Source organism: Cognatiyoonia koreensis (assembly GCF_900109295.1).
In the GTDB taxonomy this organism is placed as follows: Bacteria; Pseudomonadota; Alphaproteobacteria; order Rhodobacterales; family Rhodobacteraceae; genus Cognatiyoonia; species Cognatiyoonia koreensis.
This window is the reverse complement of record NZ_FOIZ01000001.1, coordinates 1002392-1015714: the sequence shown is the minus strand read 5'-3', so window position 1 is coordinate 1015714 and position 13323 is coordinate 1002392. Positions and strand designations below refer to the sequence as shown.

At 56.1% G+C, this 13323-nt stretch carries 11 protein-coding genes; 5 read left to right on the top strand and 6 right to left on the bottom strand.

The window, feature by feature from the left end; all coding sequences use genetic code 11:
• Positions 1-71: 71 nt before the first annotated feature.
• Together BMY44_RS05085 and BMY44_RS05080 are read left to right on the top strand one after the other, a co-directional pair.
• Positions 72-875, top strand: a complete 804-nt coding sequence (locus BMY44_RS05085) for a TRAP transporter small permease subunit (protein WP_089991041.1) — start codon at positions 72-74, stop codon at positions 873-875.
• Positions 876-880: 5 nt separating this feature from the next.
• A complete protein-coding gene (locus BMY44_RS05080; RefSeq protein ID WP_089991036.1) occupies positions 881-2323 on the top strand; it encodes a TRAP transporter large permease in 1443 nt (480 codons plus the stop codon).
• Here the strand turns inward: BMY44_RS05080 and BMY44_RS05075 are convergent.
• Complete coding sequence (locus tag BMY44_RS05075) at positions 2320-3774, bottom strand: aldehyde dehydrogenase family protein (RefSeq protein WP_089994572.1); 1455 nt, start codon at positions 3772-3774, stop codon at positions 2320-2322. The two genes, BMY44_RS05080 and BMY44_RS05075, sit on opposite strands and share 4 nt — an antisense overlap.
• A 122-nt stretch (positions 3775-3896) precedes the next feature.
• Between BMY44_RS05075 and BMY44_RS05070 the strand changes: the two genes are divergently transcribed.
• The 3 genes from BMY44_RS05070 (at position 3897) to gndA (ending at position 8494) form a co-directional block, all read left to right on the top strand.
• Entirely contained in the window at positions 3897-4898 is a 1002-nt protein-coding gene (locus BMY44_RS05070) for a TAXI family TRAP transporter solute-binding subunit (RefSeq protein ID WP_089991034.1), read from the top strand.
• A gap of 52 nt (positions 4899-4950) precedes the next feature.
• A complete protein-coding gene (locus BMY44_RS05065) occupies positions 4951-7032 on the top strand; it encodes a TRAP transporter permease (RefSeq protein WP_089991032.1) in 2082 nt (693 codons plus the stop codon).
• Between the two features lie 61 nt (positions 7033-7093).
• Complete coding sequence (gene gndA, locus BMY44_RS05060; protein ID WP_089991030.1) at positions 7094-8494, top strand: NADP-dependent phosphogluconate dehydrogenase; 1401 nt, start codon at positions 7094-7096, stop codon at positions 8492-8494.
• Here gndA and phoB read toward each other — a convergent pair.
• The 5 genes from phoB to pstC are packed head-to-tail and all read right to left on the bottom strand — an operon-like array spanning position 8491 to position 13262.
• Positions 8491-9180: a phosphate regulon transcriptional regulator PhoB gene (phoB, locus tag BMY44_RS05055; protein ID WP_089991027.1), complete on the bottom strand. Its 690-nt coding sequence runs from the start codon at positions 9178-9180 to the stop codon at positions 8491-8493. The two genes, gndA and phoB, sit on opposite strands and share 4 nt — an antisense overlap.
• A gap of 4 nt (positions 9181-9184) precedes the next feature.
• Positions 9185-9892, bottom strand: coding sequence for a phosphate signaling complex protein PhoU (phoU, locus tag BMY44_RS05050; RefSeq protein WP_089991025.1), 708 nt, complete (start codon positions 9890-9892; stop codon positions 9185-9187).
• A 10-nt stretch (positions 9893-9902) separates the two neighbouring features.
• Positions 9903-10703, bottom strand: a complete 801-nt coding sequence (pstB, locus tag BMY44_RS05045; protein ID WP_089994565.1) for a phosphate ABC transporter ATP-binding protein PstB — start codon at positions 10701-10703, stop codon at positions 9903-9905.
• 10 nt (positions 10704-10713) lie between these two features.
• Positions 10714-12063, bottom strand: coding sequence for a phosphate ABC transporter permease PstA (gene pstA / locus BMY44_RS05040; protein ID WP_207510484.1), 1350 nt, complete (start codon positions 12061-12063; stop codon positions 10714-10716).
• Positions 12060-13262, bottom strand: a complete 1203-nt coding sequence (gene pstC / locus BMY44_RS05035) for a phosphate ABC transporter permease subunit PstC (protein ID WP_089991022.1) — start codon at positions 13260-13262, stop codon at positions 12060-12062. The genes pstA and pstC overlap by 4 nt, the downstream gene beginning before the upstream one ends.
• Positions 13263-13323 lie beyond the last annotated feature (61 nt).

Here is a 13323-nt window from a genome sequence, read left to right as displayed (position 1 = left end):
GATCAGCGTCGGGGCGTCATGCGTCGCCCCGACGTATTTGCGTTTAGATCGCAGCGGCGAAGGGGCGTCTCATGAAGACCACTGAAGAGGTTATTGCCATCACCGATCCCGGTGAGGTCAATCGCGCTGAGCATAACAAGGGTGACCGCTTTATCGTCTTTATCGGGAACATCGGGGCCTGGCTCTTTCCTGCCCTCATGATCGCGATTTGCACGCAAGTCGTGCTGCGCAATGCCGGGAATAATCAGGCCTGGCTCGATGACTTGCAGTGGTGGATTTACGGCATCGCCGTTCTGATCGGTGTGGCTTATGCGGTGACCACCGACAGCCATGTCCGTGTGGATGTCCTCTATGATAATTTCAGCCGTGAAAAACAGACCCGGATTTCCCTGATCGCCATTGGCTGGCTGTTCCTGCCGTTTATTATACTGGCCTGGGATGTGTCCCTACCCTATGCCCTGACGTCCGTATTCGCCGACGAAGGGTCTTCAAGTCCGAATGGCCTGCATAACCTTTGGATACTCAAGATATTCATGAACATCAGTTTCCTGCTGATCGCCGTTGCATGTGTATCTGCGTTGATCCGCCTGATCACAAGATTGTCACGCCCTACACTATCGCGGTTCATTCTGTGGTCGTTGCCCGCCACGATGTTGGCGGTCAATATAGCCGTATTTTATCTCGCATTGGGTTTTCTGACACTGACAGCGGCACCGGAGGCCACGTCCCGCGACATCAGCCGGCACTGGTTCTTCGATGATTTCGAATTCTGGAAATACGATATCAAATACACGGTATTGATCGGCGTTGTTCTTACGCTGATCATCCTCGGGCTTGCCCGCATTTTGGACCGCAACAAGCGGCATGAGGGCTAAGCTAGATGTTTGAATGGATTGGGTCGTACCTGACCGTGAATGAATTTGCCGTCTTGGCAATGTTCCTGACGTTTATCTGGATGCTGTTCCGTGGCATCCCCGTGGCAATGGCGCTTGTGGGTGTCAGTCTGGTTTTCGTCATGATCAGCGAGATCTTTCTAGATCCGCATCGCCGGTTCCTGGAAACCTTCATGGAATTCGACCGGGTTGGTGCGGATTATAACCGCCTTCAGGCCCTTGCCAGTCGTATCTTTGCCTCAACGGTCAATAACCCCGTCCTTGTCGCCCTGCCCATGTTTATCTTTATGGGGCTTATGCTGGATCAATCCGGTGTCGCTCAGCGGATGATGTATGCGATGCAAAAGCTGTTTGGCGGCCTGAGGGGCGGCCTGTCCCTGACGGTTCTGCTGATCGGTATCATCCTTGCCGCATCGACCGGCGTGATCGGGGCATCTGTGACCCTGCTTGGCGTGATGGCACTGCCTGCGATGATTGATCAGAATTACTCCAAGCCAATTGCGACAGGGACGATTGCCTCGGCCGGCACGCTCGGCATTTTGATACCGCCCTCAATCATGCTGGTAATCATGTCGGACCAGTTGGCGATCAGCCTCGGTGATCTGTTCATGGGCGCACTGTTTCCCGGGCTGCTGTTAGGCGTGCTCTATATCATCTTTATCGTCGTCTTTGGTCTGGTCAGCCCCAAATCCATGCCTGCCCCGGCAAAGACAGACGAAGTGGGCTGGCCCGTCGTAAAAGAGGTCCTTCTGGCGGTCATCCCGCCGATGTTTCTGATACTCTTGGTGCTCGGGTCCATCTTTGCCGGAATTGCAACACCGACCGAAGCATCCGGGCTTGGCGCGCTTGGGGCCACATTACTCGCGCTCTTCAATCGCAAGCTGAATTACATCGTCTTACGCGAAGTGTCCCGCTCTACCTTGAACACTGCCGGTTACATCGTCGGGATATTCCTCGCCGCGAACTTTTTTGCGCTGGTGTTGCGCCGCTATGGCGGAGACGAGATCGTGCAGCTTATGGTGCGCTCCGCGTTCGATGATCCTTACATGACGGTGATTTTCATCCTCTTCATAGTTTTCCTGCTTGGATTTCTGCTGGACTGGATCGAAATCACAATCATCATCATGCCGCTGATGCTGCCGATCGTTCTTGCGATGAACCTCGATATTCCTGGCTTCGATCAGGTGCGTGATCCGTCGGTAGTCTGGTTTGCGATCCTGGTCGCTGTGACATTGCAGACGTCATTCCTGACGCCGCCGGTTGGCTTCGCCCTATTCTATCTCAGGGGGGTCTGCCCGCCGGGTGTCACGATCGTGGATATCTACAAGGGCGTGATCCCCTTCGTGCTGCTGCAGTTGATGGGTTTGTTCATCGTGTTTGAATTCCCATGGCTTGTGACGTGGCTCCCATCCGTGGCCTATGGCGGCTAACCATGCCGCACTGCCACGGTTTTGAGGGTTGAAAAACCGTAGAGCGCTTCGAACCCTTTTTCGCGCCCGTGGCCTGACAGGCCTGTGCCGCCGAACGGCAATTCGACGCCGCCACCTGCCCCGTAGTTGTTGACGAACACCTGCCCTGCCCGCAGCGCTTTGGCCATGCGCAACTGTCGCGCACCATCGCGCGTCCAGACCGAAGCGACTAAGCCGAAATCCGTTCCATTCGCGATATCGAGCGCGTCCGCCTCGTCGTCGAACGGAATGATGACTTGAACGGGACCAAAGATTTCTTCCTGCGCAAGCACATGGTCGGGCGGCACATCCATGAATAACGTCGGTGTCACATAGGCACCACCAGCTGGCGCGTCCTTTATGATTGTCCCACGACCCGCGACTTTCAGATCGGAACCTTTGGACAGATATCGTTCCACAATCTCTTTCTGGCGTTTGGAAATTAACGGTCCCACATCCAAATCGTCCATCGCCGGACCAACACGCAAGGCTCCGTACCGTTCTGACATCGCCGAAACCACTTCATCATAGATACCTCGTTGCACGAGAATGCGGGATGAGGCGGAACAGGTTTGACCTGCGTTCTGGATGCCCGCATTCACAAGAAACGGCAACGCATCTTCCAGATCGGCGTCGTCAAATACAACCTGTGGGGATTTGCCGCCCAATTCGAGCGTCACCGGAACGACGTTCGCGCCTGCTGCCTGCTGAATGCTCTTGCCGACCCCCACCGATCCGGTGAAGGACACGTGTTGGACGCCAGAGTGCGAAGCGAGTGCCGCACCCGCCTCTGCCCCGCGACCGGGCACGACATTCAGCGCACCATCTGGTAGTCCCGCTTCATGCGCGATCTGCGCAAATGCAAGTGCTGTCAGGCAGGCTTCCTCTGCTGGTTTCAAAACACATGCATTTCCCATCGCTAACGCCGCTCCGACAGAGCGCCCAATGATCTGCATGGGGTAATTCCATGGAATAATGTGTCCAGTGACACCATGGGGTTCACGCAAGGTATAGACGGTGTAGCCGTCCAGATAAGGGATTGTCTGACCATGCAGCTTGTCTGCTGCACCCCCGTAGAATTCCATATAGCGGGCAAGCGCATGAACGTCCGCCCGCGCTTGTGACACTGGTTTGCCGACGTCGCGCGCTTCGAGTTCTGCAAGATCACCGACGCGCTGAAGAACAGCACGGCCTATCGCTGACAGTATGCGACCCCGTTCTGCGGCTATCATGCGCCCCCACCCGCCATCAAAGGCTTGTGTGGCGGCTGACACAGCTGCATCAACATCCGCCGCCATTCCGTGCGAAATCTCGCACAGGTCTGTTCCGTCTGAGGGATCGATTAAGGTAAGTGTCTGACCAGACAAGGGCGGCACCCAGCGACCGCCGATGAAGCAATTATCTGTTTTGACACCAAATTTCGCCAGCGGCATATCCACATCCCTTTTATCCGTTAGCGCCATCATAACATTTGAAAAAATGCGATGTCGAATAGGCTTTTCCCTTGGGGCAACTGTGTCATAGTGTTTTGAATCAATCAGGGAGGATAATCAAAATGAAGCACTTTTTCACTGCAGTCGCACTTTGCACGGCCGTTGCCGCACCCGTTCAAGCGGAAGAAGCCAACTATATTCTCGCAACAGCATCGACTGGCGGGACGTATTATCCTGTTGGTGTTGCCATTGCCACGCTGGTGGCTGTCAAACTTCAACCCGGCGAAGGGATTGCGATGTCCGCGATCTCCTCTGCAGGATCAGGGGAAAACGTCCGTCTGATCCGCGAAGGCGAAGCACAATTCGGAATCATGCAGGGACTCTATGGCTACTACGCAGCGACTGGCACCGGCCCGTTGGAAGAGGTAGGGCCGCAAGAAGAACTGCGCTCGGTTTCCATGCTGTGGCAAAACGTGGAACAATTCGTAATCGCAGCCGATGCTGCGACGACAGGCACAATGGACGACATGGTCGCACTCAAAGGTGAGGCGATGGCGCTTGGCAGCCAGAACTCCGGCACGATCGGCTCCAACGCCGCCTTGCTCGAAGGTCTCGGGCTTGGTGATATCGAGACCGATTACGAATTGGTCTACGGTGGCTATGGCCCATCTGCAGAAGCTCTGCAGAATGGTCAGGTCAAAGGCCTCGGCGCACCGTCAGGCGTTCCGACCGGTGCTATCAGCCAACTCTTTGCGGCTGCCGGCGATAGCGTGAAGCTCTTGAATTTCACACCGGAACAGGCTGCCGCGGCAGATGCTGGGCGTGAGCTCTGGACACCCTACCTGATCCCTGCCGGGACGTATCCCGGGCAGGCCGAAGACGTGAATACGATTGCCCAGCCGAATTTCCTGGCGACGCATAAGGACGTGTCCGAAGAAAACGTCTATCTGATCACCAAGACGATGTACGAGAACCTGCCATTCCTGCAGGCAATCCATCCTGCAACCAAAGCGATGGCAATAGAGGCTGCGATCGCTGGTTTGCCCTTGCCCCTGCATCCCGGTGCACAGCGCTACTATGAGGAAGTCGGGATCGAAATCCCCGCGCGCTTGATCGCCGAATAAGACAAACTGGCCCGACCACAAGCGCCGGGCCAACTTTGCAAAGGGGGCAGCGATGTCAGACGAACCCACCCGTCAGGTCACCGGGATCTGGAATCACGCACTCACATTGTTTTGTGTGCTGGTGGCCGTCGGGCACCTCTACGTCGCCATTGATCCCGTAATTTCCGAACTCGAGCGAAACGCGTTCCACTACGCGGCTTTCGCCTTCTTGGCAGCGGCGCTTTATCCGATGTTCGGTATGCGGTCCGGTCGTTCCACAGCGCTGCTTGTTTTTGATTTGGCATTCGGCATCGCGGTTGCGGTCAGCGCTATCTACCTGACAATGGCTGAAAATGCGATCTACGACCGCGGCGTCAAATTCAATTCGCTCGACTGGGTTGCAGCAGTCATCGTCATAATTGGAGCCATTGAATTGACGCGCCGGTTGACCGGCTACATCATTCCAACGCTGATCATCATCGCCCTGACTTATGTCGGATGGTGGGGGCAATACCTTGGTGGGGTCTTTACCTTCCCTGGTTTGACATGGGAAACGGTAACCTTCCGCTCGATCTATGGCGATGACGCGATATTTGGTACAATCGCTAGGATTTCATCAACTTACGTCATTTTGTTCATCATATTCGGGGCATTCCTGATCCGGTCCGGGGCAGGAGATTTTGTCATTGATCTGGCCCGCGCCGTCGCAGGCAAGATGGTTGGAGGACCGGGCATCGTGGCGGTGATTTCATCCGGTCTGACCGGTACGATCTCAGGATCGGCAGTCGCGAACACGGCATCGACTGGCGTCATCACGATCCCGCTGATGAAAAAGGCGAACTTCGACGCAAAATTCGCGGGCGGGGTCGAAGCAGCAGCTTCTACGGGTGGTCAACTTATGCCACCGATCATGGGTGCCGGTGCGTTTGTCATGGCAAGCATAACGCTCATCCCTTACGAAAAAATCGTAGCAGTCGCCGCCCTGCCCGCGCTCCTGTATTTTTTGTCAGTTGCGTTTTTCGTGCGCATCGAAGCGAAACGAAAGAACCTTGCGCCCTTGCCCTCAGACGGCACGACGCTGGGTGCTGCGTTCCGCAAAGGCGGGGCCAGTTTTGTGATCCCGATTGGTCTGCTAATCGGCATGTTGGTGTCCGGTTTCACGCCCACATACGCGGCGGTATACGGCATTATCGCAGTTGTGGTGTCCAGCTGGCTCACCCAAAACCCGATGGGACCAAGGGCCGTCTACGAAGCGCTCGCGCTGGGGACCAAGGGGATGATCATGACGGCTGTGCTGCTGTGCGCCGTCGGCCTGATTGTCAACGTCATCGCCACTGCAGGTATCGGTAACACTTTCAGCTTGATGATCGCGGGCTGGTCAGGCGGCAATATCCTCGTCGCGATCATTCTGATTGCATTGGCTAGTCTGATCCTTGGCATGGGCTTGCCCGTCACGGCTGCCTATATTGTTTTGGCAACGCTCTCGGCACCGGCATTGGCCGGGATGATTTCTGACCGCATTGTCGTTGACGCGCTTGTTGCAGGCACATTGAGCGAAAGCGCCAAAGCGGTGCTGATGCTTGGAGCCCCTGAAACGATGAGTCTTCTTGGTGGTCCGATCCCACGGGCAGACGCTGTGGGCATCGTCGGGAATTTGCCGCTGGAAGTCGCTGCACCTTTGCGGGACATGACCGTGCCGACCGAAGCTGCAACAGCCGCACTCTTGTCCGCGCATATGATTATCTTCTGGTTGTCTCAGGACAGCAACGTCACGCCGCCCGTTGCACTTGCAGCGTTTACCGCGGCGGCCATCGCCAAAGCCCCTGCCATGGCGACAGGGATACAAAGCTGGAAGCTGGCCAAGGGGCTCTACATCGTTCCGGTCCTGTTTGCCTATACGCCTTTACTATCAGGAAATTGGCCCGCGATGCTGACCGTTTTTGCATTTGGCGTCATCGGAATCTATGCGCTTGCCGCCGCGCTGCAAGGCTGCATGGAGGCACCATTGAACATCCCATTGCGCCTTGTTGCAGGCGGAGCCGGATTGGCCTGTCTCTGGCCACAGCTTCTCAGCGCAAACATCATCGGGGCAATCGTGGTGATTGGTCTGCTTGTCCTCAACACCCGCCAACAAGTCTCAGTGCCACAGAACTGACCTTTCATTCCGTGGACGGTACTGCCATACGCTGCCGAAACGACTGTAAGCGGAGGTTTCTATGAGCAAAAGCGAAATCGGTTTGATCGGGCTGGGAACGATGGGTCGGGCCCTCGCACTCAATATCGCAGATAACGGTTTCGATGTGGCGGTGTTCAACCGAACTACAAGCAAAGTTAAAGAATTCGTCGATGACGCCGGTGAACTTTCGCAACGGATCACGCCGACAGAAACGCTCGCAGAACTTGTCGCCGCAATCACACCGCCACGCGCAATAATTCTGATGGTACCAGCAGGAAAACCTGTCGATGATCAGATCGAGGCACTGCGTCCTTTGCTCGACGCCAATGACATGATCATCGATGCGGGCAATGCAAACTTTCGCGACACAAACCGTCGCGCCGCTGAAACCGGCGATCTCGCCTTTTTGGGTATCGGCGTCTCGGGTGGCGAAGATGGGGCACGGTACGGTCCATCAATCATGGGCGGTGGTCCAAAGACATCATGGGACCGTGTGTCCCACATCCTGAAAGCCATCGCAGCCGATCATAAGGGAGAGCCCTGCGCGACCTGGATGGGCGAGGAAGGCGCAGGGCATTTCGTCAAAACCGTTCATAACGGTATCGAATATGCAGACATGCAAATGATCGCCGAAGTCTACGGGATCATGCGCGACGGGTTCGGCCTCGGGGCAGCGACAATCAGCAAAGTGTTTGATCGCTGGAACGCGGGTCCATTGCAATCCTATCTTGTTGAAATCTCGGCAGCGGTAGCAGCCGCGATCGACCCCGAAACCGAAGGGCCGATGCTTGATGCTATCGTAGACGCCGCGGGGCAAAAAGGGACCGGTCGCTGGACGGCGATCGAAGCACAGCATCTCGCTGCACCGATCCCCGCAATCGAAGCTGCGGTGGTTGCGCGCAACCTGTCATCACAGCGGCAAATCCGGGCCAAAGGCGAAGAACTGTTTGGGGCCGCCCCCCACCGGATTCCGCACGATATTCTCGGTGTCGATCAACTTGAAGAAGCGCTTATCGCCGGAAAGATTATTTGCTATGCTCAAGGTTTCGAAATGATCGCCAAGGCGTCTATCGAATTTGATTGGTCATTGCCCTTGCCAGACATCGCAAAGGTTTGGCGCGCTGGATGCATCATCCGGTCTGCGATGCTGGATGATATGGCCAAAGCCCTGTCCGAAGATCCCCATCGCAATCTCATGTTCGCGCCGCACTTCGCAAAAAAGCTCAAAGCCTCGCATATCGCACTGCGCCAAGTCGTGGCCCAGGCCGCCCTGCATGGAACAGCGACGCCAGCGCTAAGCTCTGGCCTTGCCTATTTCGACGCGATGCGGACCGCACGCGGAACAGCAAATATGATTCAGGGCCAGCGGGACTATTTTGGACGCCACGGTTTTGAACACATCAATGGCAGCAAGGATCAACATGGTCCGTGGGCCGACTAGCCAAGAGCGTAGCCTGCACCGCGCACTGTCCGGACCGGATCAGCTCCGCCTGTCGAGGTGAGAATCTTGCGCAACCGACCAACGTGCACGTCAACGGTGCGCGTATCGACATAGATATCCCTGCCCCAGACACGATCAAGCAGCTGATCGCGAGACCAGACCCGACCCGGCTTTTCCATAAACGTAGACAAAAGCCGAAACTCAGTCGGCCCCAGTTTCAACTCGGTACCATCGCGCGAAACGCGATAGGTTTCGGCATCAAGCTGAATATCCTCATAAACAAGGATCTGGCCAACCGTCGCAGGTCGGACCCGGCGCAACTGCGTGCGCACGCGAGCCATCAATTCAGAGACTGAATAGGGTTTGACCACATAATCATCCGCACCGGTCTCAAGGCCACGAACTTTGTCTATGTCTTCTGACCTTGCCGACAACATAATGATCGGTATGGCGCGTGTGTCCGGCGACATTTTCAAACGGCGGCAGACTTCGATCCCAGACAGGTTCGGCATCATCCAGTCAAGCACGATGACATCGGGGGGGTCTTCGGCGGCCAGCAACAGGCCTTCTTCGCCGTCCTCAGCGCGTGTGGCGCGAAACCCTTCTGCTTCCAGATTGTAGGCAAGAACCTCACGTTGGGCGGGTTCATCCTCTACAATCAAAACATGGGGTTGTGGCCCATTCATGCGCTTAGCTCACACCGGCGACATAGGCTGTCCGATCATCTTTCGGACGGGCCTCTTCCGGCATTTCACCTGTGACCAGATAAATGACCTGCTCGGCCATGTTTGTAGTCAGATCACCCATACGCTCGATATTCTTTGCCATAAAATGCAGATGCATGCATGGCGTGATTTGGCGGGGATCTTCCATCATGAATGTCAGGTACTCGCGGAACAGCGCATTATACATCTGATCGACTTCCTGATCGCGCTGACGCACATCCTCGGCCGCTTCCGCGTCACCTCGAATGTAGGCGTCAAGCGTATCCTTCAGCATCCCTTGAACTTCGCGGGCCATCCGGCGCAAGGCAGCGTCAGAACCGTTGATCGGAGCCACATCAACAAGCACTGTGGTCCGTTTGGCGATGTTCTTGGCATAATCGCCAATCCGTTCAAGGCTGGCCGCCAACCGCAACACCGTCAGGATTGACCGCAAGTCCTTGGATACAGGGGCGCGCAGCGCAATTATGCGCGCAGCAACTTCGTTGATTTCAAGCTCAAGCGCGTCAATCTCCTTGTCCCCTTTGCGAACTTCGGCAGCAAGCTCCAGATCGCGATGCTCAAGGGACTTCGCAGCATTCAGGATCGCCTCTTCGACTTTGCCGCCCATACGCATGATCAGCGCAAAGAGCCCTTCAAGATCGCGGTCGTAGGCCGATGAAATATGCTCGTTCATGAAATGCTCCTTACCCGATCCGGCCAGAGATATAGCTCTCTGTGCGTGGATCTTCCGGGTTGGTAAAAATCTTGTCTGTGTCGCCAAATTCAACGAGGTTCCCGAGATGGAAGAACGCTGTCTTTTGCGAAACACGGGCCGCTTGCTGCATCGAATGCGTAACAATGACGACTGAATAACGCTGACGCAGATCGTCAATCAGCTCTTCGACCTGCGCGGTTGCGATGGGATCAAGCGCGGAACAGGGTTCGTCCATCAGCAGAACTTCGGGTTCGGTCGCGACGGCCCGCGCGATGCATAGGCGCTGCTGCTGGCCGCCTGATAATCCCGTCCCAGGTGCGTCCAGCCTGTCTTTGACCTCGTCCCAGATCGCACCGCGACGCAGCGCTTTCTCGACGATCTCGTCAAGCTCTGCCTTGTTGCGCGCCAGACCGTGAATCTTCGGGCCATAGGCCACGTTGTCATAGATCGACTTCGGAAATGGGTTCGGCTTTTGAAAAACCATACCGACCTTCGCACGCAGTTGCACCGGATCGACGCGCGCATCATAGATGTCTTCACCGTCAATCGTGATGTTCCCAGTCACGCGGCAGATATCAATGGTGTCGTTCATGCGATTGATGCACCGCAGAAAGGTGGATTTCCCACAACCCGACGGACCGATAAAAGCGGTGACGGTCTTATCCGCGATGTCAACGTCGACATCTTTGATCGCGTGGTTTTCGCCGTAATAAACCTGCACGTCTCTGGCACTGATTTTGGTGTCTTGCATCGTGCTTGTTTTCCGATCCACTGCTGTCATCTGGTTCATCATATCTCTCTTACCACCGGCGCTCAAACTTGCGACGCAGATAGATCGCGATTGCATTCATAATCAAAAGGAAGACCAGCAAGGCGATGATCGCGCCAGATGCCCGTTCTACAAAGCCGGGGTCAGCCCGCTGCGTCCAGTTAAAGACCTGAACCGGCAATGCGGTCGCGGCTTCCCCGAACAGGCCAGCGTCTTCCGAATATGCGGCGGGATACTCGCGCACAAAGGCAACCATGCCAATCAGCAATAGCGGGGCCGTCTCGCCTAATGCTTGTGCCAGTCCGATGATTGTCCCAGTCAGGATGCCAGGTGCAGCCAACGGCAAAACATGATGGAAAACAGATTGCATCTTGGACGCCCCAACCCCCAATGCCGCATCGCGGATCGAAGGCGGCACCGATTTCAGCGCAGCGCGGGTTGAGATGATGATTGTGGGCAGGGTCATCAGCGTCAGGACCAGTCCACCCACCAAAGGCGAAGACTGGTTGAATTCCATGAAGTTGATGAAGATGGCGAGGCCGAGGATCCCGTAAACAATCGACGGCACGGCCGCGAGGTTGGAGATGTTGACCTCGATGACGTCAGTCCAACGGTTCTTCGGCGCGAATTCCTCCAGATAGATCGAAGCGGCCACACCAATCGGAAGCGCCAAAACCAGCACGACAATCATCATGTAAAGCGAGCCAAGGAAAGCCACTCCCAATCCGGCCGCTTCGGGGCGCTGGTCAGAGGCATCAGGCATCGTCAGGAAACCCCAATTGAAACCTGTGTAAACGACGCCTTGATCTGCCAGTGCCTGAGCGACCGCCAGTTCTTCGGGCGATGTATTGCTGTCCAGCGCTGCGCTTTCCATCGTCACACGGCCCTTGAAAAAGCCATCGACGCGGCCAGTCATCAGCAAAGGCACTTCGATGGTTGTCCCGACCAATGCCGGATCGGACAGCACCATGTCCCGCACTGTTGCTGCGGCCTCTTTCGAAATCAGCCCGCCCAATTCCTTTTCGGACAATTCGGTTTCGATCCCTGCGGCTTCGACCGTCTGTGCCATCGCAGCATTCAGCAGCTTGGCATAGCCAATCGTCGTCACTTTCTTCATGACGTCCAAATCACGCACGCCGGATTTGTCCAACTGGTCTTCAGGCAACGCAATCGAAAGATTGATAAATGTCTGCTTGTAAGCCGACAGTCCGTTCCCAAGCACCGAAGTCAGCAGGATTACCAGTGCAAAAAGCGCGACAATGATCGCCGAGAACCCATAGGCCTTGAACCGTGCTTCTGCCGCGTTCCGCTTTTTCGTGCGGCCATCGACCCTCAGCAGGGACGATTTATGTTTCAGCGTATCCACCGACAGATCGCTCATTCGTACTGCTCCCGGTATTTGCGCACGATATAAAGCGCGAGGACGTTCAGCGCCAAAGTGATGACAAATAGCGTTAAACCAAGGGCAAACGCGACAAGCGTTTCAGGCGAGGCGAAATCGGTATCGCCGGTTAGCTGGCTCACGATCTTGACCGTGACGGTTGTCATCGCCTCGAACGGATTAAGCGAAAGACGCGCGGCAGCACCGGCCCCCAACACGACGATCATCGTTTCGCCGATGGCCCGCGATGCCGCAAGCAGGATCGCGCCGACAATTCCAGGGAGTGCCGCCGGGACCACGACCTGCCGGATCGTTTCGGATTTCGTCGCGCCCAGCCCAAGCGAGCCATCACGCATCGATTGCGGCACGGCGTTGATAATGTCGTCGGACAGGGATGACACGAAGGGGATCAGCATGATGCCCATAACAAGGCCAGCCGTCATGACCGAAGACGCCGATTGCCCGAAACCCATCGGAGATGCGAAATAGTCGCGCAAAAATGGGCCGACAGTGATCAACGCAAACAGGCCGTAAACGATAGTTGGAATGCCAGCAAGGATTTCAATCGCAGGCTTGGCGACCGCTCTCATCCGTGGCCCGGCGTATTCCGACAGGTAAATCGCCGCGAACATCCCGACTGGAACAGCGAAGGCAAGTGCGATGAAACTGATGTAAAGCGTGCCCCAGAGAAGCGGCAGAATGCCAAGGTCAGAGTCTCCTCGGAAATTTGGCGACCATGTCGATGAAAAAAAGAAGTCGCGCCAGTCATACTGGCTGAAGAAGTTCCGCGTTTCGAACAGCATGGAAAAAACAATGCCGACGGTCGTCAGAATGGCGACCGTCGAAGCAAAAATCAAAAGTGCCATGACCCAGCGCTCAGAAGCGGTGCGCGCCCGAAAGTCCGGCGATATCCGCAAAACCGAGAGCGCGAGTCCAGCGACCGCCAGCCCTATCGTCACGATATGAAAAAGCGTCGGGGACCCAGTGCTTTCCGATGCTACGCGCATTCCGACCAGCCAGGCAATCATCAGTGCAAGCGGTGGCAGCGCTGTCGATAACGCCGTATTCAAGGCGTGCTGTTTTGGAAGTGACGCCAGCTTGCGCTGATCGCCGCCGGAAACCTGAAGCGCGCGCGACTTCGCGATAAACCAACCTGCGATCGACAGACAAAGGATCACAATCAAAGGGGTCGAGAGCATGGCAGCCACCCAGTCATGTATTGGCAGGCCGGTGGCACCGTCGCGCCACCGGCCAAAGACA

Excerpts from the sequence above, each read along its gene's own strand:
- phoU (WP_089991025.1), bottom strand. The coding sequence starts at position 9,892 with ATGAACGAGCATATTTCATCGGCCTACGACCGCGATCTTGAAGGGCTC.
- pstB (WP_089994565.1), bottom strand. The coding sequence starts at position 10,703 with ATGAACCAGATGACAGCAGTGGATCGGAAAACAAGCACGATGCAAGAC.
- BMY44_RS05065 (WP_089991032.1), top strand. The coding sequence starts at position 4,951 with ATGTCAGACGAACCCACCCGTCAGGTCACCGGGATCTGGAATCACGCA.
- BMY44_RS05080 (WP_089991036.1), top strand. The coding sequence starts at position 881 with ATGTTTGAATGGATTGGGTCGTACCTGACCGTGAATGAATTTGCCGTC.
- BMY44_RS05075 (WP_089994572.1), bottom strand. The coding sequence starts at position 3,774 with ATGCCGCTGGCGAAATTTGGTGTCAAAACAGATAATTGCTTCATCGGC.
- BMY44_RS05070 (WP_089991034.1), top strand. The coding sequence starts at position 3,897 with ATGAAGCACTTTTTCACTGCAGTCGCACTTTGCACGGCCGTTGCCGCA.
- phoB (WP_089991027.1), bottom strand. The coding sequence starts at position 9,180 with ATGAATGGGCCACAACCCCATGTTTTGATTGTAGAGGATGAACCCGCC.
- BMY44_RS05085 (WP_089991041.1), top strand. The coding sequence starts at position 72 with ATGAAGACCACTGAAGAGGTTATTGCCATCACCGATCCCGGTGAGGTC.
- pstA (WP_207510484.1), bottom strand. The coding sequence starts at position 12,063 with ATGAGCGATCTGTCGGTGGATACGCTGAAACATAAATCGTCCCTGCTG.
- gndA (WP_089991030.1), top strand. The coding sequence starts at position 7,094 with ATGAGCAAAAGCGAAATCGGTTTGATCGGGCTGGGAACGATGGGTCGG.
- pstC (WP_089991022.1), bottom strand. The coding sequence starts at position 13,262 with ATGCTCTCGACCCCTTTGATTGTGATCCTTTGTCTGTCGATCGCAGGT.